This window comes from Salmonella sp. SJTUF14076, assembly GCF_015534835.1.
Taxonomy (GTDB): Bacteria; Pseudomonadota; Gammaproteobacteria; order Enterobacterales; family Enterobacteriaceae; genus Salmonella; species Salmonella enterica.
The window spans coordinates 159,027-185,812 of record NZ_CP064675.1 but is presented as its reverse complement, the minus strand read 5'-3'; the positions used below and the strand labels follow the sequence as shown (position 1 = coordinate 185,812).

General features: G+C 41.9%; 29 protein-coding genes. 25 read left to right on the top strand and 4 right to left on the bottom strand.

Going from position 1 to position 26,786, the window contains the following annotated elements; genetic code table 11:
* Window positions 1-43 precede the first annotated feature (43 nt).
* From HU143_RS23625 to HU143_RS23515, 23 genes are all read left to right on the top strand, one after another.
* Window positions 44-916, top strand: a complete 873-nt coding sequence (locus HU143_RS23625) for a hypothetical protein (protein WP_000041927.1) — start codon at window positions 44-46, stop codon at window positions 914-916.
* 57 nt (window positions 917-973) lie between these two features.
* The gene (locus HU143_RS23620) at window positions 974-1,351 is read left to right on the top strand and encodes a hypothetical protein (protein WP_000120822.1); all 378 of its coding nucleotides are present in this window, start codon (window positions 974-976) and stop codon (window positions 1,349-1,351) included.
* A gap of 60 nt (window positions 1,352-1,411) precedes the next feature.
* On the top strand, window positions 1,412-2,389 hold the full coding sequence (locus HU143_RS23615) for a hypothetical protein (RefSeq protein ID WP_042634278.1): 978 nt from the start codon (window positions 1,412-1,414) through the stop codon (window positions 2,387-2,389).
* A 57-nt stretch (window positions 2,390-2,446) separates the two neighbouring features.
* Window positions 2,447-3,505, top strand: coding sequence for an ATP-binding protein (locus HU143_RS23610; protein WP_000063335.1), 1,059 nt, complete (start codon window positions 2,447-2,449; stop codon window positions 3,503-3,505).
* A gap of 131 nt (window positions 3,506-3,636) precedes the next feature.
* On the top strand, window positions 3,637-3,810 hold the full coding sequence (locus tag HU143_RS23605; protein WP_001176647.1) for a hypothetical protein: 174 nt from the start codon (window positions 3,637-3,639) through the stop codon (window positions 3,808-3,810).
* 63 nt (window positions 3,811-3,873) lie between these two features.
* Window positions 3,874-5,001: a DUF3150 domain-containing protein gene (locus HU143_RS23600; RefSeq protein WP_000174395.1), complete on the top strand. Its 1,128-nt coding sequence runs from the start codon at window positions 3,874-3,876 to the stop codon at window positions 4,999-5,001.
* Window positions 5,002-5,078: 77 nt separating this feature from the next.
* Window positions 5,079-7,091 carry a VWA domain-containing protein gene (locus tag HU143_RS23595; RefSeq protein WP_046788423.1) on the top strand — a complete coding sequence of 671 codons (2,013 nt, stop codon included), beginning with the start codon at window positions 5,079-5,081 and terminating at the stop codon, window positions 7,089-7,091.
* Between the two features lie 71 nt (window positions 7,092-7,162).
* On the top strand, window positions 7,163-7,384 hold the full coding sequence (locus HU143_RS23590) for a hypothetical protein (RefSeq protein ID WP_042634307.1): 222 nt from the start codon (window positions 7,163-7,165) through the stop codon (window positions 7,382-7,384).
* A gap of 113 nt (window positions 7,385-7,497) precedes the next feature.
* Complete coding sequence (locus tag HU143_RS23585) at window positions 7,498-8,730, top strand: DUF7146 domain-containing protein (protein WP_000220381.1); 1,233 nt, start codon at window positions 7,498-7,500, stop codon at window positions 8,728-8,730.
* A 270-nt stretch (window positions 8,731-9,000) separates the two neighbouring features.
* Window positions 9,001-9,522: a hypothetical protein gene (locus tag HU143_RS23580; RefSeq protein ID WP_080229799.1), complete on the top strand. Its 522-nt coding sequence runs from the start codon at window positions 9,001-9,003 to the stop codon at window positions 9,520-9,522.
* Between the two features lie 78 nt (window positions 9,523-9,600).
* On the top strand, window positions 9,601-10,479 hold the full coding sequence (locus HU143_RS23575; RefSeq protein WP_000762004.1) for a hypothetical protein: 879 nt from the start codon (window positions 9,601-9,603) through the stop codon (window positions 10,477-10,479).
* 70 nt (window positions 10,480-10,549) lie between these two features.
* Window positions 10,550-11,485 (top strand): hypothetical protein, encoded by a 936-nt coding sequence (locus tag HU143_RS23570; protein ID WP_000691118.1) that lies wholly within the window; start codon window positions 10,550-10,552, stop codon window positions 11,483-11,485.
* A gap of 68 nt (window positions 11,486-11,553) precedes the next feature.
* The gene (locus HU143_RS23565) at window positions 11,554-12,474 is read left to right on the top strand and encodes a hypothetical protein (protein ID WP_000991699.1); all 921 of its coding nucleotides are present in this window, start codon (window positions 11,554-11,556) and stop codon (window positions 12,472-12,474) included.
* Window positions 12,475-12,540: 66 nt separating this feature from the next.
* The gene (locus tag HU143_RS23560; RefSeq protein ID WP_000472043.1) at window positions 12,541-13,479 is read left to right on the top strand and encodes a hypothetical protein; all 939 of its coding nucleotides are present in this window, start codon (window positions 12,541-12,543) and stop codon (window positions 13,477-13,479) included.
* A 171-nt stretch (window positions 13,480-13,650) separates the two neighbouring features.
* Window positions 13,651-14,607, top strand: a complete 957-nt coding sequence (locus tag HU143_RS23555) for a hypothetical protein (RefSeq protein WP_046788424.1) — start codon at window positions 13,651-13,653, stop codon at window positions 14,605-14,607.
* Between the two features lie 263 nt (window positions 14,608-14,870).
* Entirely contained in the window at window positions 14,871-15,146 is a 276-nt protein-coding gene (locus HU143_RS23550; protein WP_001004201.1) for a hypothetical protein, read from the top strand.
* 44 nt (window positions 15,147-15,190) lie between these two features.
* Window positions 15,191-15,781 carry a hypothetical protein gene (locus tag HU143_RS23545; RefSeq protein ID WP_000578892.1) on the top strand — a complete coding sequence of 197 codons (591 nt, stop codon included), beginning with the start codon at window positions 15,191-15,193 and terminating at the stop codon, window positions 15,779-15,781.
* A gap of 7 nt (window positions 15,782-15,788) precedes the next feature.
* Window positions 15,789-16,046 carry a hypothetical protein gene (locus HU143_RS23540; RefSeq protein ID WP_001371933.1) on the top strand — a complete coding sequence of 86 codons (258 nt, stop codon included), beginning with the start codon at window positions 15,789-15,791 and terminating at the stop codon, window positions 16,044-16,046.
* Between the two features lie 73 nt (window positions 16,047-16,119).
* On the top strand, window positions 16,120-16,656 hold the full coding sequence (locus tag HU143_RS23535) for a hypothetical protein (protein ID WP_000107168.1): 537 nt from the start codon (window positions 16,120-16,122) through the stop codon (window positions 16,654-16,656).
* 16 nt (window positions 16,657-16,672) lie between these two features.
* The gene (locus tag HU143_RS23530) at window positions 16,673-17,119 is read left to right on the top strand and encodes a hypothetical protein (protein WP_000549069.1); all 447 of its coding nucleotides are present in this window, start codon (window positions 16,673-16,675) and stop codon (window positions 17,117-17,119) included.
* Between the two features lie 90 nt (window positions 17,120-17,209).
* Window positions 17,210-18,172 carry a DNA replication terminus site-binding protein gene (locus HU143_RS23525; RefSeq protein ID WP_000119427.1) on the top strand — a complete coding sequence of 321 codons (963 nt, stop codon included), beginning with the start codon at window positions 17,210-17,212 and terminating at the stop codon, window positions 18,170-18,172.
* 9 nt (window positions 18,173-18,181) lie between these two features.
* Entirely contained in the window at window positions 18,182-19,087 is a 906-nt protein-coding gene (locus HU143_RS23520) for a hypothetical protein (RefSeq protein WP_001198594.1), read from the top strand.
* Window positions 19,023-19,367, top strand: coding sequence for a hypothetical protein (locus HU143_RS23515; protein ID WP_001805195.1), 345 nt, complete (start codon window positions 19,023-19,025; stop codon window positions 19,365-19,367). The genes HU143_RS23520 and HU143_RS23515 overlap by 65 nt, the downstream gene beginning before the upstream one ends.
* 21 nt (window positions 19,368-19,388) lie before the next feature.
* Here HU143_RS23515 and HU143_RS23510 read toward each other — a convergent pair whose 3' ends face one another.
* The gene (locus HU143_RS23510) at window positions 19,389-20,564 is read right to left on the bottom strand and encodes a tyrosine-type recombinase/integrase (RefSeq protein WP_000795947.1); all 1,176 of its coding nucleotides are present in this window, start codon (window positions 20,562-20,564) and stop codon (window positions 19,389-19,391) included.
* A 170-nt stretch (window positions 20,565-20,734) separates the two neighbouring features.
* Here HU143_RS23510 and HU143_RS23505 point away from each other — a divergent pair, with 170 nt between their 5' ends.
* Both HU143_RS23505 and HU143_RS23500 read left to right on the top strand, forming a co-directional pair.
* On the top strand, window positions 20,735-20,947 hold the full coding sequence (locus tag HU143_RS23505; RefSeq protein WP_001285422.1) for an Hha/YmoA family nucleoid-associated regulatory protein: 213 nt from the start codon (window positions 20,735-20,737) through the stop codon (window positions 20,945-20,947).
* Between the two features lie 360 nt (window positions 20,948-21,307).
* Window positions 21,308-22,390 (top strand): hypothetical protein, encoded by a 1,083-nt coding sequence (locus tag HU143_RS23500; RefSeq protein WP_001232449.1) that lies wholly within the window; start codon window positions 21,308-21,310, stop codon window positions 22,388-22,390.
* A gap of 166 nt (window positions 22,391-22,556) precedes the next feature.
* On the opposite strand, the gene HU143_RS23495 is transcribed toward HU143_RS23500, so the two are convergent.
* Genes HU143_RS23495 through HU143_RS23485 form a run of 3 tightly spaced genes read right to left on the bottom strand, consistent with a single transcriptional unit; the run spans window position 22,557 to window position 26,759 of the window.
* Entirely contained in the window at window positions 22,557-24,056 is a 1,500-nt protein-coding gene (locus tag HU143_RS23495) for a helix-hairpin-helix domain-containing protein (RefSeq protein WP_001284313.1), read from the bottom strand.
* A gap of 25 nt (window positions 24,057-24,081) precedes the next feature.
* On the bottom strand, window positions 24,082-25,719 hold the full coding sequence (locus HU143_RS23490) for a PP2C family serine/threonine-protein phosphatase (protein ID WP_000081622.1): 1,638 nt from the start codon (window positions 25,717-25,719) through the stop codon (window positions 24,082-24,084).
* On the bottom strand, window positions 25,719-26,759 hold the full coding sequence (locus HU143_RS23485) for a TerY-C metal binding domain-containing protein (protein ID WP_001253653.1): 1,041 nt from the start codon (window positions 26,757-26,759) through the stop codon (window positions 25,719-25,721). Before HU143_RS23485 ends, HU143_RS23490 begins: the two co-directional genes overlap by 1 nt.
* Between the last annotated feature and the right edge of the window lie 27 nt (window positions 26,760-26,786).

The window sequence follows — 26,786 nt, the reverse complement described above, 5'->3', positions numbered from 1 at the left end:
AAAAAATTGTTTCTTCCTTCTTACTATATATAGGTGACCCCAAATGTCTAAAAATAAAGCTCGCAGTAAAGCCCTTCATCAAACCTTTAGTGAAATTATTCCAGAGATGGATAAGGCGCTAAACAAACAGCTCTTAGAAGTTCTGATGAAATATACAGAACGTGATAATGAACTGATTGTTATTTTGAATGAGGACGGCCCAAATATCATTGAACTTAAGTCTCTTAAGCCTGTGTCTTTGTTGGCCGAAAAGCTTTCTGCTTATTCAAGCTATTATCATGTGGATGTTGTGGAGCTCGTGGTCAAGAAAATTGATTTCGAAGGAGCTTATAAGCTTCTTAAAGCTTCCCCAGATGTACCACTTTTTAAAAGCTTAACTGAACTGGATAAATATCTTGTTGAGGAGTTTGAAAAATACGGATTAAATTCATTTCTTGACGTGGATAATCTGGATTACTCACTTGAAAAAGCCAGTGAACTCAAAAATGAGCAGTTAATAAATTGGGTTTCGGACATCATTTGCAAACGTGAAAAATTAACTTTACGTAAGCGTTTTGATGTCGCAGTAAAGGCCCACTACGAAAATGTAGAAAAAATGTATGATACCATTCGTCCGTTAATGAAAAAACTGGGTTTCCCAGAAGATCTCATGACGCACACCTTTAGTGAGTTAAGCGTTTTTGAAACTAAAGGATGGGACCATGCAATAAAATCGAAAATTGAGACTCTCGCTAAGCGTGAAACTCAATATTTAGATGATGCGGCTAAAGCAGAGAATCGACGTCTTGTAACAGAGAAGTTGGAGAACTCTTTAGCGATTGCACCAACTAAACCAACAAGAAATTGGTTACATATTGCCGGAATTGCCTGTTTGGTAGTCTGCACGTTCATGTATGTAACTAATAAATTTATTTAATCCTGTTAAGGGGGAACCCTAACGGGGCTTCTCTTTGAACAAATCGAGGAGCGGAAAATGTCATATCTTGAATATATCAATGAAGTAAAAGTGTCCGGGATAGTTATCAGTGCTGTGGAGAAAAAAATGACTGACCAGAGTATAGGTTTGTTAATAAAGCTCAAAAATAGGATGAAGACAGAAGTTGATGGTGAAATCACTGAGAGAGAATTTTCAGTTCAAATCAAGGTGTCGCCTGAAATGTATTCAACCTGTTTCACTGGTATAAATCAGGGTGATGAGTTGATGGTCTCCGGTTATATTGTTGTCGATACTATTATGATTGAAGGGAGAGAACATCCTCTTGACTACATGAGAGTGGTAGCAACAAGTAAGTTGGCTCACATACCTAAACCTCTAAAAGGTTTTGGACAAAGTAGCTTTAATCAGATCTGACATTAAACCCACCCTAAAGGGGAGAAATCCCTTCATGGGATTTCTCCTTTTGGAGTCCCCATGAAACAAAAATTTAGGGCTACTGCAATAAGTAGTAATCAACTTAGTTTTTTTTCTATACTCGATATAGATGAAGATGAAATAACGCAAATAGTTGATTCACCCAAAGAGCATTTAAATGATGCTTACACGTCCGGATTAAACTTTAAATCAGAAGAAAGTAACATTTCTGAGATAAATTATGATTCTGAAAGGCGTGAAAATCACCTTTATGAAAAATCCAAATTACTTAAAAATCAGATTTTGCATACAATTAATTTTGCAGCAGAAACAGATTATCTATATACGGTTGAAGAATATAACCCAGATTTGGGTGGTCTGGTAATAGAATGGACCCCTGAGGATGTGTATGTTGTTTTTCTATCCGCTATGGAAGAGTCTTTGGAAATCATTAAAGAACTAGTGTTGAGGAGAAAGTTATTCTTCAAAGATGACAATGGTAATATCACAGTGAATCCACTTTTAGAAGCTGAAACACGGTGGTATATGTCAAAATCATTTGAATACACTTGTTTATGTCATGGACTTGATGCATGTGAATTTAGAGCGGAATTAAAATCATGGCTCTATTATCATTCGCATCGTTCGATTAGTGAAAACACGAAATTAGCTGAATGCAGGAATGATGATGAAATCATTTTGCATGATTGCAATGACGATATGGGCTGGGACATCTTCTTTGATCAGGATTATTTAATGTCAGAAAAAAAACTGGCTGTTAAATGGACTGACAGGGAAATTATGGATGTTTACATAAAAGCTTTTAAATCCACATTAGAGTTGTTTGACGAGCTTGTTTCATGTGATCTGTTAACTAAACGAAACGCTTTTGGCAAGTTAGAAATCAATCCAATATTCGAAAATCATTTTGAATGGATCATGTCTGAAGCTTTTGAAATAGTGGGAAATCATCTTGGTTATAATGTGCCTCAAATCAGGAAACTGATGGCAACTATTTGCCAAATGAATCTCAAATAAAATGCCACTGGCAAACATCTGCCAGAGGGCGGTGTTTGCATTTTACCGGAGTTAAAAATGTCTAATGCCGCTATGAAGTTAAATGAAACATCTTCTGATGCTTATGAAAAATTAGAAGCTCTTCTTTCCCCGGATGTTATAAAGTTAAAACATTATGTGGATAAAGGTGAGTATCTTTTAGTTCTAGCAAAGGACCTTTTTGGTATTCCAGAAATGGATCCAAAGATGGCTGTGCCTGTTTTCAAAACTAAAACCTCGTATCGAGCTCCGCTGAACAAAGACTACATACCAAATCCCCGAATACTTGAACAAGTGGTTAAACTGCTTATCAGTCCGGATATAGATTTAAGTGTGTGTCTTAAAGGTGAGTCCGGTTCTGGCAAGACTGAAATGGTAATGTACATTAGCCACATGATGAATTGGCCGCTGACAATTAAGCAGATCAACAGCAATATTCGAGTTGATGAGCTTGAAGGTGAGCGCAGTCTTAATGGTGGTAATACAGGTTTTGTACACAGCGATTTGGTAACGGGATTTCGTAATGGTCACCTCATTCTTCTGGATGAAGTGGACAAAATCGATCCTGATACGGCAGCAAAACTTCACATGCCCATTGAACGTAAGCCCTGGTCACTCAGTGCTAATGGTGGTGAGGTTATAACTGCTAATGGCTACACGCGATTTATTGGTACTGCAAACACAAACATGAGTGGAGGCGCTCGCCGGTTCGTTTCTTCTCAACGTCAAGATGCAGCTTTTATAAAGCGGTTCTTGATAGTTGAAATGGAGAAGCCCGACAAAGTTGCTTTAACCAATGTGCTTACTAAACGATATAGCTCTTTGCCTTTTCAGGTCATTGAGAAGTTCGTAAGAGTAGCGATTGCAGTAAATGACTCTGGTACAGAAGACAGTGTGATGGATATTCGTCAATTAGTAGCTTGGGTTGGCACGTCGATGACGTTAAAAACCTTTAGTCTTCTTGACACTTTCAAAATAGCTTTTGCTTCTGCTTTACCTTTACATGTGGTCGATCTTGTTCTTCAAGCTATAGATCTTTCTCTTGGCGAAGACAAGGATAAATCGCTGGAGTATTTCACAGCAAAAAAGTCGAGTTAGATGGGATTTGTTATGAAACCTCTGATATTTGTATCTCAGAGTTATCCCATCTTGAATTTAGTGCGTTTTTAAGTACGGATGGTGCTGCTACCATTGCTATAGCAAAAAACGGAACTAATTTTACTGGACTTATGCAACTGAATAACGACTATTCTTTATTGTTTTATCATGATGGTAAAATAAATATGGAAGGTCTGATTAAACAAATGGAATTAAAAGGTTATATGTATCAGGGAGCAATGGGCAATGATGATGTTGTTGCTGAGTTTCCCGGTATTCTTTTAATTTCACCAGAGAAGCTTTAATATCAACCCTATCGGGAAATCTTTCCCGTTGGGGAGGGTTTCCCCTTTTTTTTGGAGAAACCCATGACTTTAAATACTTCAATGCTTAACAAAGTATCTGCAAAACAAATCTCTGAGAATTTTGCAAAATCATATCCAGATTTACTGGAAGGTGCAGTTATAACAAAAATTGAAATAAGTGGCTGTCAAGGATCGCGTCGAACCGATAAAATCGATTTGTCTTATGATGGAGATGATATTACGGATCAAAAAAGCGTATCTAAAAGCGAAGTACGCTGGATTGACATAAAAGCCCTTAGCTTCAAAAGTACGATTACCAGCAGAATATCAACTCTTTGCTCACGCTTGTGCATCCGCTATAGCAATATGTGGATTTTACCAGTATCCAGTATGGAAGAGTTTCTGGAAGGGGCCCAAGAGATTGAACGAGAGTTTCAGGCAGGTATTCAAAACGTTGTAGACAATTATGAGATGCATATTGAGGCTGAAAAAAATAGAAGCCCAAGAATGTCTTCTTTGATTGATCAGTTGAAATTAACTAAAGATGATTTCATAAAATCCTTTAGATTTAATATTGCTCACTTTATTCCTTTTACGCCTATTAGCGTTGAAGGTGATGAAACCCAGGACTACTATCAGGAACAATTGATAACAGATCTGGCAGAAGAAGCAATGAAGGTTTATGAAAAAATTAGCAAAAATAACAATTTGCGCTCAAGTACTATTGACCGACTGAAGCAAATGCAAAATAAGATCATTAGCTTCATGTTTATACATAAAGAGGCGGCAGTACTTGCAGAAGCTATAAAACACATAATGAATAATTTACCTAAAGGTGCCATTTCTGAACCTCGCGACGTTGCGGTGTTACAGCAGTGGTTTTATTTCATGAGTGATGCTTCAATGTTAAAGCGTATTATTTCAGGAGAGCAAAAGGTTACTGACTGGTTGGAATCTATTACCAGATCATTTAATCAAAGCTCACAAACAGAACCGAACGCGCTACAGAACACAGGTATTGAAGCTATTTTAGATTCAACAAATGTGTTCCAGGTTGAACCTGTCGTAGAGAACGATATAAATAACAGCACGTTTTCAAACACTGATCCTGTAGCTGAACCTGAGAAATCAGTTTCGCAACAGGAAGACAATGTTGAAAATGGTTTTGATATCGAGCTCAAAGGCTGGTAACTGTTTGCTTTATTAAAAACCCCAGATGGGTACTTCACCATCTGGGTGAGTACCCCTTTTTTATAAAGAGGTATTCTATGAAATTAGATCTTAAATCATCACCGCGCCATATTAAGCGTTTACAGAATATAGCAAAAGTCATTAGCGGCTTAGGCGATGTAAGAGTTGTAATAGACGACAATACCAAAGGACCGTATTTTGATCCTGTAAATAAAGTTTGTGTTTTACCAAACGGCGATTATAGCGATGATGACTTTGTCAGTCTGATTGAAGGTTTTACCTGTCATGAAGCTGGTCATGGTCGCTATACCGACAGCGAGGTTTACAGTGACGCCTTTAATAGTGTTCTCAAGTCATCTGAAGGGTTTACACGCTTCGATGACGGAATGAATGCAGAGTTTGAGAGCCTCGCTGAGAAACGTAAAGCTTATAGCAGGGCAAAACGTCTTACCGGGCTTATAAATCTGTTCGATGATGTACAGATGGAAGAGAAGGTTGGTAACGATTATCCGGATGCAAAGCGGCGGCTTGCAGCCACTTACGCACTGATGGTTAAAGCCGGAAGGATGACTCCTGATATATCTTCTCGTCCGGAAAATCCTGTCCTATTTATTGAGTGGTATCTGCTTAACTCATTGCGAGTAAAAGTCCTTCAGCAGGCAGGTCACAAAGAAACACTCGATCCGTTTTTTGACTATGCCCAAAAGATACTTTCTCCAGTAATTTCTGATGTTGAGGAAATTTTTCATGATGCTCTTGGTTGTGAAAATACTCAGGGCTGTGAATCCCTTGCTCGTAAGACCCTGGCTCTTTTAGAGAGACTGCGGGATGAGGCAAGGGAACAACAGCAGCAGACAGAGCAGGAGGAGCAGGAGGCATATGATGAATCCGAGACCGATACCGATACCGATACCGAATCAGAAGATAAATCGCTTGAGTCGACTGATAGTCGTGAGGATGATTCTGAGGACGATAGTGAAGGTCAGGCAGATACTTCCGATAACTCTGATCTTGCTCAAGAGGGATGTTCTGAGCCTTCAGAACTTGCTGAAGATAACGAGGGAAATAATGAACCCACCGGTGGCAATCCCACAGGTGATAACATTATTGAAGACGATACTGATGCGATTAACCCTTCCGAGAGTGAATCAGATGAAGCCAGTTCGACTAACGTTGAAGATGAAAGTAACTTTTCATCGGCTCAATGGGAGATACTGGCAGATTTGTTGGATGCCTTTCTTGGCAGTGATGAGGATAGCGAAGATTATCACGATGCTTTGGCTAAAGAGATTGAAGGTATTGCATCAAAAGTATCCGATGACGTGAAAGCCGAATTCGGTGCTTCTGAATGGGATATCCCTGATCTCCTTATCGATTTGAATGTTTACAATGAGGCTTTGTCTCTGAGTCATTCAATCGGTAGCGACTTGTCTGTTTTACAGCAGGTTAAAATGCGTGGCCGAAACAAAACTCATGAGCGTGGAATTACCTTCGATGGAAATCGATTAATTCTGTCACCAATGGGAGTTCGTGATGTCTTCAGAGCTCAAAGCGAATCTAAAAATAGAGGGCATGTTGGCCTCGTATTAGTTCGTGATATTTCAGCGTCAATGGCTAATGATGAAAGATATATTCATGCCATTAAGTCAGATCTTGCTTTATCGATGGCCGCTGAAAGTTTGTCAAAAATGCATGTCTCCAATATAGTCTTTCCCTTCAAGGAAAGTGAATTTGAGATTATCAAAACGTTTGATCAAAGCGTTGAGGAATCTCTATCGAAATTCACTCTTGGATGTAAGGGTTATTATACCCCTACGGGATCGGCTTTAATGGCAGCTGTTGATCTGTTACTTGACAGCCAATTCGATAGGAAAATAATTTTTCTTATAACTGATGGTTATCCGAATAAATCGGAATTTACTATCGGCGAAGTTATGGAAAAGGCTAAATGTAATGGAATAGAAATCGTTGGTGTTGGTATTAAGACTGATGAAATAATTGGTTTTGAAACGGACACTTTCGTAACAGTTGATGATACTTCTTTATTGTCTATTGAAGTCAGTAAGCTAGTTCATCAAATACTTTCTTAATAAACTCTACCCAATCGGGGCAAAAGGCCCCGGTGGGTCTTTTTGCTCCATGAAGGAATAAGGAGCAAAATATGACTCAGATAAAAACTTACCGTGTAGAACATGAAAAAGTCGGTGCGATGCATAAAGTCCGTATTTTCGGACGTGTTGGTGAAGTTATAAGCAATGATAGCCCTCAGGAAAGAATCTTCCGCGAAGTCACTATAGCGGAGGGTAATAGCCAGCAGGCTGCGTTACTTGTAGATAACTACATACAGTGTCTTGAGAATAATGGCTTCACGACTGAAGCATAAATGTTGAGGGCCCCCGGGCCCTCTTTCTTAAATTCTGCGTTGTGGGTTTCTCCCTGTCTTCTGCACCGCAGAAGGCATTGAGAAACTCACAATGCCAGATAAGAGAGATCATCATGACTTATGCATCCCCGGCTCTTCGTCGTAATCCACAGGAAGTATCTGAACACTTTATTAAACTCGTTCATGCTCGAATTGCTGAAGTGTCTGGCTGGAAGTATATATTCGAAAGAATACCTGCTTTCAAAGACGCTTGTGCAAAAGCCCCGAGCCAGGTTCCTTGCCCGTTTACTGGCGCAGGGAAATCGAAGTTTCGTTTCCGACAAAAAGACCTTTATACCGGATGTGCGATCCATAATGACTTTCCGGTAAATGAGTTTTGCGACGGAATTGATGTTCTGGCGAAATATTATGAATTAAGTAAAACGCAGACTTGCAAAAAGATTCTCTCAGATTTTTTCGGGATGGATCTGCATGCTCCGTTAACTGACGCCGACATTGAAAATGAACGACGCTATAAATCAGCAGTTCGTGCCACAGAAACTCTTGACCGAGAGGAAGTGGCAAAGCGAATGCGAAAACTTGATGTGATGTATCACTATACCGGTGAAATCAAGCCTAATACTCCTGTTGCTTTGTACCTCCGTAATCGTGGGATCTCCCGCTTACTGAGTCACTTACCAAAGGATTTAGGCTTTAATAACCGGATCTACTATTGGGATAAAGATAAGCAGAAATCGATTATCTATCCGGGAATGATTGCGATCTATCGTGACACCCGAGGTCGGCCTCTGACTATTCATAGAACATACGTAGACAAAAATGGTGATAAGGCACCTGTAGAAAATCCAAAGCTGATGATGAAGCCTCCTGCCGATATGACAGGTGGCTCAATTCAGTTGTTTGACCCTCACTATGATTCAGGTAGTTCGACCTGGACACTGGGAGTGGCTGAAGGGATCGAGAACGCGCTTTCTGTTGTAGAAGCGACTTCAACACCATGCTGGGCAGCCAGCTCCGCATGGTGCCTTGAAAACGTTACTGTTCCTGATTTTTTACTGCCTCCGCCGGATGTAAAATCTATAAACTTTTATATCTGGGCGGATAAGGATATTGCTAACTCACAAGGCACTCGTGCCGGTATTGAAGCTGCTCAGCGACTTCAAAGCCGCATGGTTGAGTTTTTGGCTAAACGATATCCCGCATCAAAGCTGACAATTGAAGTCTTCGAACCAGCACAAGATATTCCTGATGGGAAAAAGGGTATCGACTGGAACGATGTTCTCCAGTTAACAGGGCAGGATGGATTCCCGATTCACTGGGCTCCTGAATGTCTTAATCAGCTGTAACAACGATAACTCCCCCGCTTTTTGCGGGGGGGGTTATCTTATCAATATTATATTTTAAAATTGTATTGATAAGATAACCGCTTTCCTTCGTGATAATTACCTGCCTTTAAGGTCTTTTCACGGCTGAGATGCTTGCTCAGTTAAATAAATGTGCGGTACTACTGGCTATGGTCGGTTGTATGACATGGTTATTCCATAAACTATTAAAACCCATAACGGGAGTATTACCGTTATGGTGATGCTCGTCGTTTTACATCGGAGAGCATTTTAATGAATTTTCAAATTAACGAAGTTTTTAATAAATTTGCTGCTGTTATAAAATCGCGCATCGTCAATGAACCATCGTCATGCTATTTGCTGCATGATAATGAGATAGATATAACGATTTTGAAACATAGCATATTAGAAAATGACAGAAACCTGTTGTACGTAGTTCGTCCTTCAGGAACGTGTTTGTTGCGTTGTGACAAATATTTCTATCCGAAATATTATCTTCGTTGCCGTGGAGATTATAAGTCATTCATATATGTCCATCTTGATCTACATAGTGGTGAAGCTAAAGAAATCACATGGGAGCAAGCAGACGATATGCTGTCTAGTCCAGGAAAACCCCCATTAAAAGGGAATCTTGGACGATTTGAGTATATAAAAGTTGTGGTTGAGGACCTTCGTATTCGAGGTTACGCTGATTCTCTTCCTGCGTATAATCTTGATGACCTTCGCCGTTTTGCCTTACAGGACGACCGCCCATCCCTTGTCAGATACATTGACAATGTCATGGCAACGGTCTGATTGATTGCTAATTGATTTACATATTTTCCCTGATGGCCAACCTGCATCAGGGAGGCCTCAATAACGAATGGAGGCTGTATGAAGTTAGCTACGGACCTGGTAAAAGCTATTTTGATTAGAAATGGCGTTGAACCAGTAAATATAAGCGAATCATCTAAGTTATCTTTGAAACAACCACTGACAGAACTTAAATTCAGTTTATATTTGCGAACTGAGCATTTATCTCACTTCCTACCCGGTTATGTTTATTCTATAAAAGAATGTCCACTGTCATATGACATCGGGATCGAAATTCAGAAAATCTTCGAAAGTTTACATTTGTTAAACGAAGAATTTGAATCCCTCGGTTTTGTTTCTGTATGGATAGAAATGCATCAAAGCATTTTTGAACAAAGTCGGTTTAAGAAAAGTAACTTTACTTTTCGGGAGGAAGAGGTCGAGCTTGCTAAAGGGCTTGTTTGTTCTCACAATTCACAAATAAGTAATGCGGCTTATTTCTGGCTTCAGCACTTTGAGGAGTTTATGATTTATGTTCGTAATAAGCTTATCGACCTCTTTCGAGAGGCCTATGACCTGATCCTTGGAATGCAGCAAGTATTTTTCATTCGGGAAAAGGAAGAGCTGTTGAAAACTATAAGTTATGGCGATGAGCTGTATGAGGTGAAATTCATGGCGGCTGAGCTTTACTCTATCGAACAGAACTTAAAGTGTTCTGAATCGATAAGTACAAAATCTCAAGCTTCGGCATATATTAACCGCATCCGTGAGTTTGTGCGTTCGGGGTGGAGGCAGGGCTATATAGTCTGCCATCATAAGCGAAGTAATCAAATTTCATCATTGTCATTACCGATGTACTTGAAAGATACGTCAGGCCGAAGTGCTCGAAAGCGAGTAAAACGTCTTATATCTTCTACAGTTTGTGGTAGAAATAAAGATTTAGGTCTTACAGATTTTTAATTAAATTATACCCATGTGGGGATCACACCCCATATGGGAGTGATCCCTTTTTTTATTGAGAGAGGATCACATGAAAATTATCGAAAAAATCATTAATGCCTTTTTGGTTGTTCAACATAAAAAAATACAGGTTAAAAACATTACATTTTTAGACAATGGGCAGGGCATGTTCTCTGGTATGTCTTTTGATGCTGATGTTTCACTGGAGTTTATGTATGAATCAGCAAAAGCATATAGTTCTTGTTTCTGTGATATTCCCTTTCCAGGTTTTGAAGATGCAAATCTGGAGGAAATTACGAAATTTCAATTAGATGCTTTGAAGCAAAGAAAGAATCATTCTTTCTTTGTTAACCATTTGAGGTTTCCTATAGTTTTAAGGGAAGGGTGCAAAATCGAAAGAGGAGAAGTCTATTCAATTTCGAATTGCACTTATAATAAAGAAAGATTGCAGTATCTTTTTTCTCAGGATATTTACGGTAAGTTGTATAATTCCTTAGAGAAAGAATTAAGCTCGTTTTTCTCATTTATCAATGTTGAGGTGCACGAGTTGTTAAAAGATGCTGTATGCTTTGCATTAAAAATCCTGAATAAGATATCTTTGGATACACCTGAAAGACTTATTAAAGCTTTTAATTATCGTGACTGGTATTGTAGTTACGATGTTGAGCTTTTTAGGAAAGGCTTACCTGGTCATATTCTGGAAGAGCTCATTGCTCCAGATATCTTACTTTCAGACCTTAACGGTTGTAGAAAAATACTTAGAAATGCAAAACGATTTCTAAATGGACATACACAAACCAATTGTGTTTATATTAAATATGAATGGTGGTTGGGGCCTGTTGATACCTCACACTCAGCTAAGTTGATGTCTGACAAAGAAATTAATAACCGAAGTGACTTGAAGAATTTTTCAAAGGTCTTTTTCAAAGAGTGTTTAAGTTCTGGTAAGTCGGAATATGAAAACCATCTTAGTGAAAAAGAACATGCGCTTCGCTATAATTATTAATTAAAATTATTTTCTCCCATAGGGATTTCTCCCTATGGGAGAAATCCCTCTATTAAGAGGGTATTGAAATGAATGCTATACAAAAGTTAGTTGAATCTATTCTTGTTAAAATGGGTTTTGTTGGCGCTGTAGTGGAAAATATATATTTGGATTCAAAACCATTTCGGCATATTCGATTTGTGGCTGATATTCCAGTAATATCTTTTCTACCTCATTTGGTGAAATATCTTAAGGGTGCAGACCATCTTTACAGTGGTAACGATGATTTGCATCCTCTTTTCATTTATTTTTCCGAAGCGGCTACATTAAAAGCAGGTCCTGTAAATCTCGCGAACTTTCGTTTTGAAGTTTCTATAGCTTCAACTCATTTACGACTGGTCTCAGAGCAGCCTGATTTGCTTTTCAAAGGATTTAACCGGGATAATCTAGAATACGTTTATTACCGCTCAGATTTGGCCTCTAAGGATCTTATACTAGGCCTTGTTGAACACGGTTCTCCTTTCATAAAACATCTACATGGACTTATACAAAAGCGAATTTTAAACGAGTTCTCTCTGATTTTTTCTGTTCTTGAAAAGATTTTAGAAAGCGCGAAGCCACAAATTCTTGCTTGCTTCCATAGTGTTGATTATGAAATGAACGTAAAAATAATAGCCGAAGCTATACCTGAAACTGTATCTAATCAGATAGTCACATCTGATTATATAGTTAATTCTATATCAGATGCGGACAAGTTTATAAATCATGTTCGTCGCTATTTAGCAGGCAGGGTAATGAAGAGGCGGATATACGCTGAATTAGATGTTTGTGAAGAAACATCAAGTATTTCACTAGTGAACTTAGGATGCTTTACGTCTCCTCTGCTCGTTACGGAATATCAAATGTTTAAGCCACACTCTTCAGGGTTATATCGAAAAGCTATAAACAACTCCTTAAAACAGTTCAAACCAGAAATGCATGTACCTTCTGAAGAACTCTTTTATAATTAATCTAACCCATCCGGGAACCTGCTTCCCGGTGGGAAGCACTTCCTTTTTAGTCATGAGGTAGTGTAAATGTTTAAAGAATCTGACCACGTGGAATTTGTTAGTGCCTTTCTTTATCAAAATTTAGGCCTTAATGTTTCCGCTGACGATATAACCGTTCAATTATCTGATACTTCGTTCGACAAAGTAACCTTTGATTACGATGTAGATATCGATAATTTAAATTGTATGTTGGATCTCTACATATCTGAGCTAATAAAGCACAACGCATCTTACTCCGATTCTATTCTTTTGAAACAAAAAATAATTTATTTTCTTGGAGTATTTAAGAATTTCGGATTTTTTACGTTTGATATTCGCGGATATAGTAATACTTTAAGCCCAGTTAAAGTTATTGATATTGTTTCAATGATTATTAATGACTGTGAAGAGTTATCTAAAGCTAATTCTTCTACTGATGCTATAAGAAATCTTTATCTCGATAAAATGAAGGTGGATGGGAAAGTGTTAGTTGCGAAATTTGCACTTAAACAGTTTTTTCATTCCGACTTTGGTGACTTTATCTCATTTGTCGAGAAAAGAATTACAGATTGTCTTAATGAAACTTTAAGGATTATCAAAGCTGTTGAACATGGCTTTGTACGTGTAGGGCAGCATAAGATTAATCGCCGTATTAATGATGACTTAAAGTTATGCATTGATTTCAATACTGATGATTATCCGGCAAATATGCCAGATATATATATTAAGTTTAACGATACATTTGATGGGAACGGGGCGTTATATTGTGACAATGATGCCCTCATATCCCTCTATACCGATGTTGCTTCAATTATCAATGTGCCGGTGATGATGGAAGTAAGATTGATCAATAAAAGAGGGCGTGTTGTCTGTGATTCTTCGCATTCAACTTACGTATCTCTCGAAAGTAATGACCGATACAGAGTAACTGATCGCACATTACTAATAACTGAAGCTTTTGACGATTTTCGTAACGCGTCTCAATGATCCTTTTGCTTCAGTCCAAAAAAGTAACTTTGGTTGGCTGAAGACACTTGTCTATGACAATGTAAAATCTGTCGCTGGCATCTTCTTTTAGCTTAACCAAATTTTTATCTAACCCAGTGGGGAAGTCGCTTCCCTTCTGGGGCACTTCCTCTCAAATTCGAGGTAGTGTATATGACACATTCATCTGATGATAAAAACTATGTCCGAGCAGTTCTGAGTTATCTTGGCATAGATTTTGATGAGGCGGATATAGTATTAAGTGTTTGCCATTGTCAAAGTGACGAGCTTTCTTTTACCTGTAATATCAAAGCTATTGAACTCAAGAATGTTGTTGATTTATATGTCGATAGTATCTCTGAGAATGAAATAGAAGCTTTAAACAGAGAATCTTTAAAATCGCGACTCTGTTACTTTCTTGAGGTGTTTGACGCAGTCTCTGGTCAGTACCTTGAAATTTCAGGAAAACACTTTGCAACTAGTCGTTTTGAATATGATGATGTTTGTAGTGAAGTTCTTAGCATGTCTAATGATGTTTCTCAGTCGAAAGGTTATGACCGGGATGAATATAACAGACTGATGCAGGTTGATGGTCAGGTTATGATTGCCCGTTTTGCTTTGCAACAGTTCTGGGATACTCATTTTATTGGACTAATAACATTTGTATCTGAGTCTATAACATCGAGCCTCTATAAAGCTTATGAAACTTTTAGTGATATTAGTTTGGCTTGCTATAAACTGAGTGAATATTCTTATTCACGCTCTATCAACAGTGAATTGACCCTTAATATTTCACTTAAAGAAAATGACTTCTGTGAGGACCTATCTGATTGCTATATGGAAGATGAGGCTTTACCTTCTGGTAGGGTAATTTCTCGACGCAACAATGACTCCATAATAAGTATTTATGAGAGCTATGCTGCGGCTTCTTATATTCCGATGATTGCATCTTTGGAAGTCGTTGATGAATACGGCGAAGTGGTTACTGACCTCTGCCATACCGTTTATGTTTCAGAGTTAACCGGTGGGCGGATTAAAATCCACGACCGTAATGACTTAGTATCTGAAGTTTTCGATAACCTAAGAAATTTAAATCTTGCAGTTGGAGATTCAGTTTCACAAGCTGCTTGATTCTTTCCCTGATTTTGATTTTTTCTCACATACTCTTATGGCACGGTTTCCGTGCCTTTTTTTTGCCTCGCTTACAAGCGTCTACTCCTCTTCTACCTATCCCACCTTACATCACCACTTAAAATCTATCTTTCTAATTCCATTATCCTTTTCGTAGCCTCTAATGCTCTGGTATGAACATACTCTTTAAACTCAAAAAAGTGCTATTAACGAAAAAAAATCCCTAAAGAGATTTGTATACTGTTCTCAACCAAGGAGAGCTCATGAATGAACTAAAATCCAAAAACGAGAACAGTACCAAAAGCAACTTTCCCCCGGTTGATAATCAGTTTTGCTTTTACCATGTTGATTTCAGCATAGAACGACTACTTTCTACGGCCGAGGATCTCCAGCTTGAGTACATCTTCCAGAAACCTGGAAGTGAAGTAAGAAAGGATTTGGTTGAGCGATTCGAACGTGGAGAGCGCTTTGTTACAGCTTCACACTGTGACAATTTCTGTGAAATCCTTGGTTGTCAAGGCCATCAGGAAAATGCATAAACCCATAAACCTACATTTCCACTTTTAAGGATGTTCACTAAAGAATGATTGGAGAAAGTATTTTTGACTGGGTAATTTACGGAATATCCATTTTGATATTTGCCTCAGCACTAATTGAAGGAAAGACAACTCGCTACCCAGCACTTTTTTTCTATGGGAGTTTAATTTTAATGTTAATCCTGATAGTTGCTGGAGGCCTTAACTGGTGGTTCTACAGGTCAAAATATGGCGCAGTAATCGTTATCTTCACAGTGGTTTCTTTACTGATGACTCGATTCCGCCTGGTCATATATAAATTAAGATTAAGAAAGTTAGTTTCAGAGATCAGATTTCGTATAAAAACGGGTTTTCGTATAATTCTTGTTTTGTCGGATAATGAGGATGAGCGTAATGTTCTGCTGTCTATGCTTAGCAACGTATTGCCAGAGCAAACGCTTATTCACACGCGTGATGCTCTCGGACCTCATTCAGGGCCTATCCTAAAAGCTCTTGAGCTACATCATCAACAGGGAACAGGTTACATACTCGTCTGTGAACAACAAATCTCAGCGCGTACGTGGTTGAGTATCGTAGAAAATGGGAAACCTGATACATCTATAGCTGTTAATTTTCATTCGATCCCAGAAATGGAGTGATTTTTCAATGAGTAGAACCGTTTCACAAAGTGTCACAGAAGATTGTCTTTTTGATACCCGCACACAAGTCAGATTACAACTAAGTCGAAGCGTTCATAAAACGCTGGCATCTGCTAAAGAAATTTTACAGGGAAGGGGGGTTGATTCGGTCTCTATTGAAGATCTTGTGCGAGCCTGTCTTGAAGAGAACCAGCCAATTGATCTCGCCTCACTTTACCTTGAAAATCTCTTAAAACAGAAAGGTACCAGCATTTGCGATTTTTAGTGTTTTCAAACCTATTAGATAAAATGCCGGTTGTGTTTATATAACATCAATAATTTCATGCAACAGGTAAAACATGAGTACTCAAAAGCAACTTTCCAGAACAACCGGCACTGAACGTATGTTTAAGGAAGAGCTGGCGTTATCCTTAATTTGTTGGGTTTTCACCAGTCCATTTACCAACTGGACCGATAAAGTCTTCAGTGGTATTGAAGTTCCGTCTGAAGGACCGTCAACATTACTGGGTGAGGCTGAAAAATTCTTTCGTTTTGTCGTTAATGAAGAAGGCTACGACGCAGGAAGGGCTGCTCTTGGTCTTGACCTATGTTGTTTTTCACTTCCGTCGTGTTTGTTCCCGGACGCTGCCCTGTCTGAGGAAGAGGTTATGAGTAAGTTAACCGGAGAAGTTATCCATGGGATTCTTCTTTCCTTACCTGAATTTATTGATATGCCAGAAGTGCTCGCTTACCAGGTCAGGGATGAAATTCTTGCTTTTAACACTCGCTGTGGAGACGGGATCTTTCATGGTTGGAACACGGCTTCAGAATTGTGGAAGTTTGAAATCTTTCCCCGCACCACCATCATGATGCAGCATACTTCGGCAATACATTAAAATTAGGCGGGGCAGAATGCATAAAAAACTTTTTCTTCTCGAATGGAAACCCTGTCAGAGCCGCGTATGGGCCGGTTGGATGGCCCTGTGGTTGACTATCAGTTTTCTGATGTTATCTGCCTTGCTTATGACAGATCATCTCCTGAACAAAGTCATCCTGCCGCCAACATGGTTGTTGATCTGGTTTTCGCCAATGCTGGGGTTTTTGATAAAAGTTCGCGTCGTCGAAACTCAACATTTCCTGGAGCATGACCTCTGTGTTGCAGGTTTCTCTTTTTACCGCTGGAAGAGGTTAGTTTCTCCCGGGCTTTGGTCAGTTGACTGTATAAATGGTCGTTTTCGCCTCAATCGGATCACCCAGGTGGGTAAGACTATCCACTATCCATGGCGTCTCCATTATCATCCTTTGTTCATGAGCCCTATCGAACATAAATCGCATGCTGTGAAAGCTGTTTCAAAATGACTTCTTTAGAGGTTTACATGACATTTATGTTCTGCAAGGTCAGCCAGGGCAGCAAAATTGATTTGAAATAACATGAGCCTGGAGAAACGTATGAGTTATGACGATTTGCCCTATTTTCGTGACCAGATTCTGGAACGTATCGACTCGCTTAAGTGTTTTCTTTCGAACACCCCCCCGCTGATGGCAAACCTGATGACTGTCTCCACCGTATCTCGAACAGAAGAGCGACTGAAGCAGGTTAAACCCATCAGGGTTAGTGTTAAAGACGATGCTTCGGTTGAGGAAATTATTCAGGCACTTACTGACATCTGTGTGGATGACATAGAGTCATTAAGTCATGATTCCACCAAAGTGACCACTAAATACCCGGGTCTTATCATTGTCCCAGAAAGAGCAGATCTTCTCGAAAGCTTGATCACATCTATAAATGAAGCAAAAAATGATTTTGCTGCGGCAATGAGGCGTATCGATAATAAAAAGAATGTCCGTTTTGATAAAGTGCACAAGAAGCTCCCGGGCCTTGTCGCTATGCACTCAACAAGAAATGTCCTTTTCATCAAGTCCCAGCTTAAAAAAGTTACTTTTTCATGGCGGCTAAACCGAAACCAGGAAGTTAAAACAGCAGAGCAACTTGTGAGTTTGTTGGAGCGCAGGAGAGCCTCAGAAGTAAAAAATGTAGCAACTACCAATTTGAATGTCGTGTCTAATATCGATAAGGCTTTACACCGTCTTGAATTTCACCCACTGAAGCAGGGCGAATCTTATCGCCTTTGTCGAACTAACTCTTTCCCTGTTCCGATTGCTCACATTTTTGCATTTAGGCCTGAAGGGCAGGAACGAAACGGGAATAAATATGCTGAGACTGATTATTCAGTAGTAAAAGCATCCTTGCCCATTTTCGCAGCAGGCAACATACCTCAATTAAAAACGCTCTCTGACTGGGCTCCTGAAAACAGCCAGGGCCCGTCCAACCAACGGAAGCTGAGCCTGAAATATACAGAACTCGTGCCGGGGGCTGAGCTGGGCATTTTCATTGTCAGCCCCGAAAATTAAGGAACAACAATGCAATGGATTTCCACAGCCAGCCAGAAAATCGATGAGCGTCTCTATCGTGTCTGCGTCTGGGTAAAAAAATATCACGCTGATGCGATTAACCGCGTTGTGCTTACCGTTGATCTAAGTAAAGCCCGACATGACCCTGACGAGGACCAGGTAAGAGCAGAGCTGCTGTGCGGCCATTATTTTTTGCTTCGTAAGGAAAACGCTTCGAACTCTGCGCCTGACGATCAAAAGTTTGCTTTCCTGCCTGACGGGCGCAATCTGTGTTGGCAGACCGCAACCCCGGTGCTTCAGCATCTCCTGCTCAATAAAAACGTTCCTGAGTCGCTGAGGTTGCTTACGGACTACATACATATGCGTCTGGCCAGGCTGACAATGGTACCAATGTCCGGAACCATCATGAACGAGGCTCTGCTGGACAGCATCAGCTGGGTTAAGGTGGATTTGACCTACTTCTGGCAGTACGAACAGCTCAGCTCTCATCTGGGACCCATCCAGATAACCCACAAGGCACTAGTACGCTTCGGGCATCTGGCAAAGAATGATGAAAACTCCAGTGCCATAAGAATCCTGCGTCAGCGTCTGTCTTCAGAATTCTTACAAGAATTTCAGATGGCTGAGGATGAGCTAAAGCGCAAACAGTCGTTGATGGGCACCATGGACGTGAAAATGCTGTTTCATGCTCATTACCCCAGCCAGAAGATGCTGGTGGCTCGATATAAAAATGGTTGGGTAATGGTGGATTGTTTTCTGTTTCATCATACCAAACCTAAGAAAAAAGCAAAAAACAAAACTACTGTGGCTAAGCCTCAACTTAAAGAGACTAAAAGAGAAGGGAGTGAAAATGGAACTGGGCATTATGGTGTGCATCGTGTTGTTACTCTCCGTGGCGGCGGCGTGGATCAGTAATAAGACAGTTGATTTGCTCGAAAGATTCTATTTCAAGCGTCCGCTGAGCATGGAGTACGCGGCATGGCTACGTGTAATGTGTGCAGGCTTGTTATTGGTTTTTATTCAGGTTGCTCCACAATTTACACTTCTGTATACCCTTAAACTTGTCACGCTTATTAATCTTGGAATCCAGACAATGAAATTAAATGGCGTGTACAAATATAAAAGAACGGGAATTTTGCCTCCGGGAGGGGCACTCTCTAATCTCACCAGACTTAACCCGTTCAAGAAAAAATAAAGTTATGCGCCCGTGAGGGCGCTATTCATCAAAGGCATTTCGCATAAGCTTGATCATTGCTTTTTTACCAGCTTCAATATTACGAATGTAGCGCATAACCATTTCTTCATTCGACCAGTTCCCCATTTCCATAATCTGTGGTAGCGAGTAACCTTCAATATTTAGCTGTATCGCTCCGCCTACACGAACGCTGTGCCCTGTCCAGTAACGAGTTTTAGTCTCATTTGGATAAAGCTCATTCCACATCTCTTTAAATGCTCGTAAAAGGGAATTTTTGCTGAGCATACCGGCATCGTCCACAGTGTCTTCTTCATCTTCATCGTTCAGAAGACTTTGCTTAGCACGATAGGGTAGGTTATGCCTTTTAAGAAGTTCAGATAGCTCATTCCCCTTACTCCGAAGCTTCCAGCCGGGTGGCATATAGCCTGTATCATGGAAATTTACGGCCTGGAAAAGGAATTCATCCGGATGACTGTGCTGATCCATTTTCACGAGGTTCATCAATCTCAAGAGGCAGTTAGTTAACTGACGTGTCAGCCGGTAGGTAAGAAGTGTACTAATGTTCGTTTTTGTACGGTATACCGTCAGGTTAAATTCACCGGTCATACTATCCAGAGACAGATCTTTCAGACGTATACGTCGAATTTCGGATGAACGGAGCAGTGTTTCAAAGCCTGTCCAGATCAGGCACAGGTCACGAAGTTTACGAACTGAGTTTGTAGTACTGCGTAACTTTATCAGAGCCTTGAGATCGCCAATAAGAAAGGGAGTTGCCTGTTTAGTCGTCTTTCGCTTCCGGGCTTCCGATTGTTTTAAGGCTTCCAGCATGTACCATGCTTCAGACGTAATAATCCCGGGCAGGTTAAGCCCTTTTTTATGGATACTATTTAAGGCCTGAAGACAGCTGTTTATGCTGCTTCGTGACAATTTGCCTTCAAGATGCCCCATAAACGCAAGCAGAGCGTCCTCAGACACGGGGAGCGAACTTACTGGCCAGTCTGTATGCAACCGGGCATTCGCCAGATACCATTCGTTCCATACTCGTAGCCAGTGCAGATAGGTTTTAGCAGTGTTGTATCTCAGATGGGAAAAGTAACGGATCAAGCGTGAAAGCTGTTTATCATGGTTGCCGAACGTTTCCAGCTGCTGATGCAATTCGCTTTCCGAAAACTGTCTGATCACTGATTGATTCTTCATCCTGCTCACCGGGATACACTGGTTTTAATTACAGGTCATTTTAGCACTCATGTACCTGGTTATGAACAGGGTGGAAACAACGAAAAAGGTTGTGAAATCGTTAGGCTTAAGTGAAAAATGATATTAAGATTATCCCTGGCCAGTTGAGGCCTGTCTAAAGAAGGTTGATTATGTCTGACACAAAGCAGTCTTATTTAATGAAATTCCGTAAGTGTAGTTCGTTCGAAACGCTCGAAAAAGTATTTGAAAGGTTATGTGAAAAAAACTCGGGTGTCGCCTCTCTTGAAATTTCTGGTGCTTATGATCATCGTAAAGCCGAACTGACAATGAAAAAGTTATATGACAAAGTTCCTGCGAGTGTGTGGACCTTTGTTCGCGAGTAATTATTAATATTGGCACAACAAAAAGACTGTGCCTAGATTTGAAAATAGTTTATGCCCCTTTCGGGGCTAAAGGCATTGTAATAGCCTGTCTTTTAAAGTTGTTTATTAAGTTCGGAGAAAAACTTTAATCATAAGCCAAGCCCACTGCTAAATACATCCGATATTCTCCTTCATTTTATTAGAAGTGATAAAAGTTACTTTACCTAAACTTCTCTCTCAATATTTGTAAGGCTCTCATTTGATTTTTGTCAAACATTAATCTGGAAGACGGAAAAATCATTTCTTTTAATACGTTTTACAGAAATCCTCCTCCGTTATTTCGGATATAGTTTGAATCATTATCAAAAACGGGGTGCAGCCATGCGTAAGAGTTATACATTTGGTATTCCATTTGGACTCCAGCGAGAATCAGGACTCTTTTTAGATATTACAGAGGTCAGCCGGGGTATTGACTGTAACTGCATCTGCCCCGCTTGCAAAACTGATCTGTTAGCAAAGCAGGGGGAGGTCAAGCTTTGGCATTTCTCACACAGTACAGCTGTAGCCGGTGACTGTGATGGTCTGATGGAAGCCATCCGGGGAAAGATTATTGAAGTCATCAACGAGCACCAGGTTCTTGGTTTCCCAAATCTTCTCGCTGGCGACGATGGTGGGCCGGTTTCACTGAATGAGGTTAGTGGAAGCGGCAGTATGTTCGGAGGCACAGCTGATCTGTTCGTAAAGGTTAATGATTTATGTGTGGCCGTCTTTCTGGACAGGGATCGCAGCATTTCAGAGAAGTTAACCTTTGACCATCTTCATCCTTCCGAAAGAGTTGCCGCATTGCGTATCGATCTTCCTGATATTGAATATGAAATCAGTCAGGTGCAGCTCGGGCGACGTAAAACAACATACAGTGAGTGCATTGAAAGCCTGATCATTGATGAGACCAGTTCCCGGGAATGGCTATATCATCCATTAATGCATGAACTTGAATCTGAACCTCTTCAGGAGTATCGGGGACGGGAGCCTTCAGAGGAAGGGCCTCTTCTTCAGCGCCTTGCTGACTGTAAGATGAAATTGCCTGATATCCTTCCGGGCAGTCATAACGCGCTAGTCAGGTTACAGCAGGATACGATTGTATGTCTGTGTCGGTTAACGGTTCGGGCTTATGACATCGCTCAGACCGATGAATTTCCTTTGTTCCTTCGCTATTTCAGGTTGCACTGCCTGGAAAACAGCGAACATGTCAGTTACGAAAGACTGATCTGCTGGCAGGAAATGATTTCAAAAACCCAGGAAGGCCAGTCCTTGACACAAAACGAACTTGAATATCTTCATGAGATTGTCCGCATCGCCTTTTACAATCACCGGCTTAACAATGTCAGTATTTCAGATGTTAAAAACCATGACACTGGAAAGAAGAGCGGCAGGGTAGAGTCACAAAATTATTCACTTTTATAAATAACTTGGGCTTTGCGCATTAAACCCTTGCCGCAGGCGGTGTACCGCATATCCGGCACAGACAGTCAGTTTTTTCTGGCAGCTTAAATTTGACACTGCTTAATATAGTGATTCATTAAACAGGTTCAGTATGCTGCCAGAACGTTTTAGTCGTAATGGGCGTCCGTTAGTTTTCAACTAACTGAACGACGACCAGCCTGCCGCCTTCCTCCTTTGACAGAACAAACTGAGCGTTATTCGTCAGTTCAATTTTTTCCCCAATGGCAATCTGTCGTTTATCCGGTAATGACATAAGCCCATTTATGCCTTCATTTACTAACCACCACTGATCGTTATGGAAAACAAAATACCCAACTCGTTTCCTTTGTGCATCGGTTGTGCGCTCATTTGGCGCAATGAGGCGATTCACATGCCACGCATAGATTGACTGCCCGCTCCACACCATCAACCGGTGGTCGTCAGGACGATAACTGCCTTCCTTTCGGGATGAATATAAATTTAGAACCGGTAATTTACCCTTGTATGGCGTACCGCAGTAGGGACAAACCGGCTTTGTCTTACCTGAGAAAACGTACCATTTCTGTTCACACGCCTTGTTCTGGCAGGGCTGTATCAGATCGACTGTTTTAACCAGGGCACTTTCCCACTCATCGGCGGTCGGGCGTTTATTGGCATCGTGTAAGCCATCAATAAAGGCGCGTTCAAACAAAGGCGTCAAATAAGGGCCCATGATGGTGTAAGGAATTTTCTCCGGGTCAGCCCAGGGCAGTGAAAAGGAGGATAGCTGACTGACTTTGACTGCATTGCTTTTGTCTGTCGGATGTTCAATGAAGAGTGCCTTCTCACCCATAGATAAGGTCTCATCACGTACTTCATCCGACATGTCATGTATTTTTCCGCCACGTAGCGGATGACGGAAGAACAGATACATGTAGATAAGCACCGACAGCGCATGACGGTCAGTAGAAATGCTTGGCAATACGCGGTTCGGATCCTCTTTGGAAAGATGGCTGGTTTTCACCACTTCCGGAGCGATAAAATCCGGGGTGCCCACGACGTCGGGAGGATACTTTCCAGGGACAACCAGGCCGTCTACGTCAATGATGCAGGCATGTCCCATTTCTGGATCGATAAGCACGTTTTTATAGCTTAGATCGCTGTGACAGAGACCTGCCGCATGCATCCTTCTGACGGCTCTTGTTAGCAGCAGACAGACCTTGAGATAGGTAAGCGTATTGCCTCGTTCACGTGGGTCGAGAAATTTATTCTGGTTGCTGGCGCTGGCAAACCATTTGCCTTCCTTTTCACGGCCTTTTATGCCAAGAAAATCATCGTTTTTAGAGCCGTATTTAAAGAAAAAGTAGCTTTTGTAGGTTGGAACCACGATGCCGATTTTATCCCCATGCTCAACAACGTGGGTCGGCCAGCAAAACAGGTCCTTCCAGTATTCACCTCCGGACTGGCCAAAAATGTTTTGCCTGTAGCGTCCGGTGATCATATCAATCCGATCCCGGGCCTGCTCGTTCTGCGGTTTATGATAAAAAGCGACGACGTATGATTTATCAGGCGAGAAGTAAACATCCTTCATCGAGCCCGAACCAATTACCTCGTCAACATACTGGACTGTTTCGCCGTCCTTTGTTTTGCACGTAACAATATTTGCCATATTGATCACCGAAGAAGCGTATCCCTTACCACAACACCGCAATAGTGCGGTCATCGTGGTTCCCTGTGGAGAAAAAGTTAAGCCAGTCGCCTAACCTCTCAGGCGCAATACTGGCGTCTGTAAGGACAGGGATGAGCTCATCAAGGAGACGGGTCCATTTTTCGTCACTGCGAAGCCCGTTATCTGTCTCAAACAGAGGGTCTGATACGCCATCTGTCATGAGGATCAAGTGAGATACATCATTCCATTTACCCACGCTGATGCGGCCGCTAAACGAGGGGTCTGCGATAATGCTCTGGTCAAGAAAGCGGGTTTGTCCTGCGTATTCTCCGCTATCGGGATTTCCCAGTATCCTGACTTTACCGGAAGGGCTGTATGCACCTATCGCACCATCACCAAGCCAGAATGCAGCCGCAAACAGCTCGTTATCAGTTCGTAGCGCTACAGTTGCCAGTAGGGTTGTTGAATAGGATTTCACAGGTTGTTCTGCACAAATGGCTTCGTTCTGGATACTGTTGACCGCGAGCGTAGCTGCCTGTTTAAAATGATGAAGCATGGCGTTTATGGTTGCCTGCTGATCGCTCCCTTCCCACGCCGTGATGTGCTGCTTTAGATGGACGCCTTTCAAACCACTGAGCTGATTGAAAAGGTAATCGCCAGCCGTTTGGACTGCAATCCGGGAGCCTTCCCGGGAATTTACCGCACTACCGGCCCCGTCTGCGACCAGCATGACAGACCATCCTGTTTCCTGGCAGTGGTTGATATAGAAGTCGTCATCTCTGAAGCTCCCGGCATGCTCATGAGATCGTCCCCGGCGACTGGCGGCAGCAATACGTATGTCACCCCTGACCAGGCCAGCAGCGTCCAGATGGGACTTAGGGTAGGAAGCGTCTGCTGGTGGCTCTACCACCTTCCACAGGCTTCTCGGATCGGGATTGACTATAAAAAGCTGTTTTGTTTCGCATTCGTCGTGCGAAGCGCATGACCAGAGTACTGAAAGCTCTATATCGCCGCTTTCGGTGGGTGTACCTGTCAGCAACTTATGCTCTTTGTCAAAGGTCAGGCCAATGTTCCTGGGAAAGACAACGTCCCTGACAGTAGCCTGCTGGCCCTCATCCAGAACTATAGCAACCGGCGAAGAGAAACGTTCGCCTGCGCGGGCGTTGGGAATAACTATTTTAGCTCTCGGGGGAACGGCAGGTGGCACAGCTAATCCGGCCCGCTGCTGGCCTGTCGGTATCTGCCCGGGTTTTAATACCAGGGAAGACAGGTTTTCGTCTTCCCTCTGTGCTGGTTTATCAAATTCGTAATAAGGCATCAGCTTCCAGAACGGAGGATGAGGTTCATTTTCTGGCAGGGGTTGCAGTAATGGTGTATCGGTAGCGTCAATGCCCGGGTTATCAGCATCACTTACGACCGTTTGTTGCTGATCGGAAAGGCTGGATGCTGACGAGGGGGCGATCTCTGCGTCGTTATAACCTTCGCTAACCCGCGCAGATAAACCCTGTGCAAGGCTCTCAATCCGCTCTTTAAGCCGCATAATCTCTTCAGTAAGGGAAGGGTCGTGCGATAGAAGAAAAAGCCGCTCACCTTCTACAGGGTGGCCCAGCTCAGACAGCACTAAGCGGATAATCTTCTCTTCAAGTAAAACATTTTGCGACATCAACCTCTCCCTCTGTTTACGTCGAAGTTAGTGTTTCCGCCATCATTGCTGAATGACAGACCTGTTTCACACCACGGGCAGATCACGTCATCCGGGCCGTCAATGCACAGCAATTTTCCGCATGAGCACAGGGCAAACGCACTGGCATTACCGCAGTGAGGGCAACCCGGTACGCCATGCAGTTCGCTGGTGTTTACCTGCAAACCGGTAGCGGTGGCATCTGACCATGCAAAATAGTCTTCATCGATGGGATAGCATCCGGCAATATTAAAGCTGTTCAGGTTCAGGCTGAAATCGAGCCCGGAAATCCTTGCTGGTGGCCGTTCATACTTCATCAGATACGGACGACGGGTCTTGCTGCAACGGCCGGTAAGCGTAACGCAGTTTTCGTCGTACGCTTTTACTGGCTCGTCCTTGGCCAGCCGGACTATGTATTCAGTCTGGCTGAGCTCAGGTTGTTTGTCGTCTCCGACGCTGCGGCTGTGCGCCGTAACCGAGGCTGTGATCCATTTGATGAAGCGGGTAAAGTCCCCTTCCTGAGACTCGGTGAACAGCATGACATTCTCTGTCAGTTGCCGCAGGGTATTCAGGTCCGCTGACGGCCCCAGGCCAACGGCAATGAGATTCACTTTACTCGCGTAGTGATCCTTCCAGCGCTTCACTTCTGCGGTTGTGTCGTCAGTCGGACGTCCGTCGGTAAGGAGATACACGACGGGTTTCCAGTCGCCTTTAGCCTCATGAGTGGTTTTTCTGACCTGGGTATCAATTTGTACGGTCAGCTCACGCAATGCGGCCCCAAGGCTCGTACCGCCGCCAACGGGAAGGCGGGGAGGGTAGAACGAGGCAATTTCGTGAAGAGGTACAATCGTACGGGCTACACCGGCAAATGCGATTACCGAAACCCAGGCTGTTTCAAGTGCGTGTGGATCCTTTCTTAAATCTCCGATGATCATTTGCAGACCATCAGTCATTTTTTTCAGGTTTTCACCAATCATGGACTCTGAACAGTCCAGGACAAAAAACACGGGAAGGCGTCTCATAATTTTCCTCGTACGGCTGGTACGGCC

What these genes read in the sequence shown, in the direction of transcription:
- HU143_RS23625 (WP_000041927.1), top strand. Translation starts at nt 44, where the DNA reads ATGTCTAAAAATAAAGCTCGCAGTAAAGCCCTTCATCAAACCTTTAGT.
- HU143_RS23620 (WP_000120822.1), top strand. Translation starts at nt 974, where the DNA reads ATGTCATATCTTGAATATATCAATGAAGTAAAAGTGTCCGGGATAGTT.
- HU143_RS23615 (WP_042634278.1), top strand. Translation starts at nt 1,412, where the DNA reads ATGAAACAAAAATTTAGGGCTACTGCAATAAGTAGTAATCAACTTAGT.
- HU143_RS23610 (WP_000063335.1), top strand. Translation starts at nt 2,447, where the DNA reads ATGTCTAATGCCGCTATGAAGTTAAATGAAACATCTTCTGATGCTTAT.
- HU143_RS23605 (WP_001176647.1), top strand. Translation starts at nt 3,637, where the DNA reads ATGCAACTGAATAACGACTATTCTTTATTGTTTTATCATGATGGTAAA.
- HU143_RS23600 (WP_000174395.1), top strand. Translation starts at nt 3,874, where the DNA reads ATGACTTTAAATACTTCAATGCTTAACAAAGTATCTGCAAAACAAATC.
- HU143_RS23595 (WP_046788423.1), top strand. Translation starts at nt 5,079, where the DNA reads ATGAAATTAGATCTTAAATCATCACCGCGCCATATTAAGCGTTTACAG.
- HU143_RS23590 (WP_042634307.1), top strand. Translation starts at nt 7,163, where the DNA reads ATGACTCAGATAAAAACTTACCGTGTAGAACATGAAAAAGTCGGTGCG.
- HU143_RS23585 (WP_000220381.1), top strand. Translation starts at nt 7,498, where the DNA reads ATGACTTATGCATCCCCGGCTCTTCGTCGTAATCCACAGGAAGTATCT.
- HU143_RS23580 (WP_080229799.1), top strand. Translation starts at nt 9,001, where the DNA reads ATGAATTTTCAAATTAACGAAGTTTTTAATAAATTTGCTGCTGTTATA.
- HU143_RS23575 (WP_000762004.1), top strand. Translation starts at nt 9,601, where the DNA reads ATGAAGTTAGCTACGGACCTGGTAAAAGCTATTTTGATTAGAAATGGC.
- HU143_RS23570 (WP_000691118.1), top strand. Translation starts at nt 10,550, where the DNA reads ATGAAAATTATCGAAAAAATCATTAATGCCTTTTTGGTTGTTCAACAT.
- HU143_RS23565 (WP_000991699.1), top strand. Translation starts at nt 11,554, where the DNA reads ATGAATGCTATACAAAAGTTAGTTGAATCTATTCTTGTTAAAATGGGT.
- HU143_RS23560 (WP_000472043.1), top strand. Translation starts at nt 12,541, where the DNA reads ATGTTTAAAGAATCTGACCACGTGGAATTTGTTAGTGCCTTTCTTTAT.
- HU143_RS23555 (WP_046788424.1), top strand. Translation starts at nt 13,651, where the DNA reads ATGACACATTCATCTGATGATAAAAACTATGTCCGAGCAGTTCTGAGT.
- HU143_RS23550 (WP_001004201.1), top strand. Translation starts at nt 14,871, where the DNA reads ATGAATGAACTAAAATCCAAAAACGAGAACAGTACCAAAAGCAACTTT.
- HU143_RS23545 (WP_000578892.1), top strand. Translation starts at nt 15,191, where the DNA reads ATGATTGGAGAAAGTATTTTTGACTGGGTAATTTACGGAATATCCATT.
- HU143_RS23540 (WP_001371933.1), top strand. Translation starts at nt 15,789, where the DNA reads ATGAGTAGAACCGTTTCACAAAGTGTCACAGAAGATTGTCTTTTTGAT.
- HU143_RS23535 (WP_000107168.1), top strand. Translation starts at nt 16,120, where the DNA reads ATGAGTACTCAAAAGCAACTTTCCAGAACAACCGGCACTGAACGTATG.
- HU143_RS23530 (WP_000549069.1), top strand. Translation starts at nt 16,673, where the DNA reads ATGCATAAAAAACTTTTTCTTCTCGAATGGAAACCCTGTCAGAGCCGC.
- HU143_RS23525 (WP_000119427.1), top strand. Translation starts at nt 17,210, where the DNA reads ATGAGTTATGACGATTTGCCCTATTTTCGTGACCAGATTCTGGAACGT.
- HU143_RS23520 (WP_001198594.1), top strand. Translation starts at nt 18,182, where the DNA reads ATGCAATGGATTTCCACAGCCAGCCAGAAAATCGATGAGCGTCTCTAT.
- HU143_RS23515 (WP_001805195.1), top strand. Translation starts at nt 19,023, where the DNA reads ATGGAACTGGGCATTATGGTGTGCATCGTGTTGTTACTCTCCGTGGCG.
- HU143_RS23510 (WP_000795947.1), bottom strand. Translation starts at nt 20,564, where the DNA reads ATGAAGAATCAATCAGTGATCAGACAGTTTTCGGAAAGCGAATTGCAT.
- HU143_RS23505 (WP_001285422.1), top strand. Translation starts at nt 20,735, where the DNA reads ATGTCTGACACAAAGCAGTCTTATTTAATGAAATTCCGTAAGTGTAGT.
- HU143_RS23500 (WP_001232449.1), top strand. Translation starts at nt 21,308, where the DNA reads ATGCGTAAGAGTTATACATTTGGTATTCCATTTGGACTCCAGCGAGAA.
- HU143_RS23495 (WP_001284313.1), bottom strand. Translation starts at nt 24,056, where the DNA reads ATGGCAAATATTGTTACGTGCAAAACAAAGGACGGCGAAACAGTCCAG.
- HU143_RS23490 (WP_000081622.1), bottom strand. Translation starts at nt 25,719, where the DNA reads ATGTCGCAAAATGTTTTACTTGAAGAGAAGATTATCCGCTTAGTGCTG.
- HU143_RS23485 (WP_001253653.1), bottom strand. Translation starts at nt 26,759, where the DNA reads ATGAGACGCCTTCCCGTGTTTTTTGTCCTGGACTGTTCAGAGTCCATG.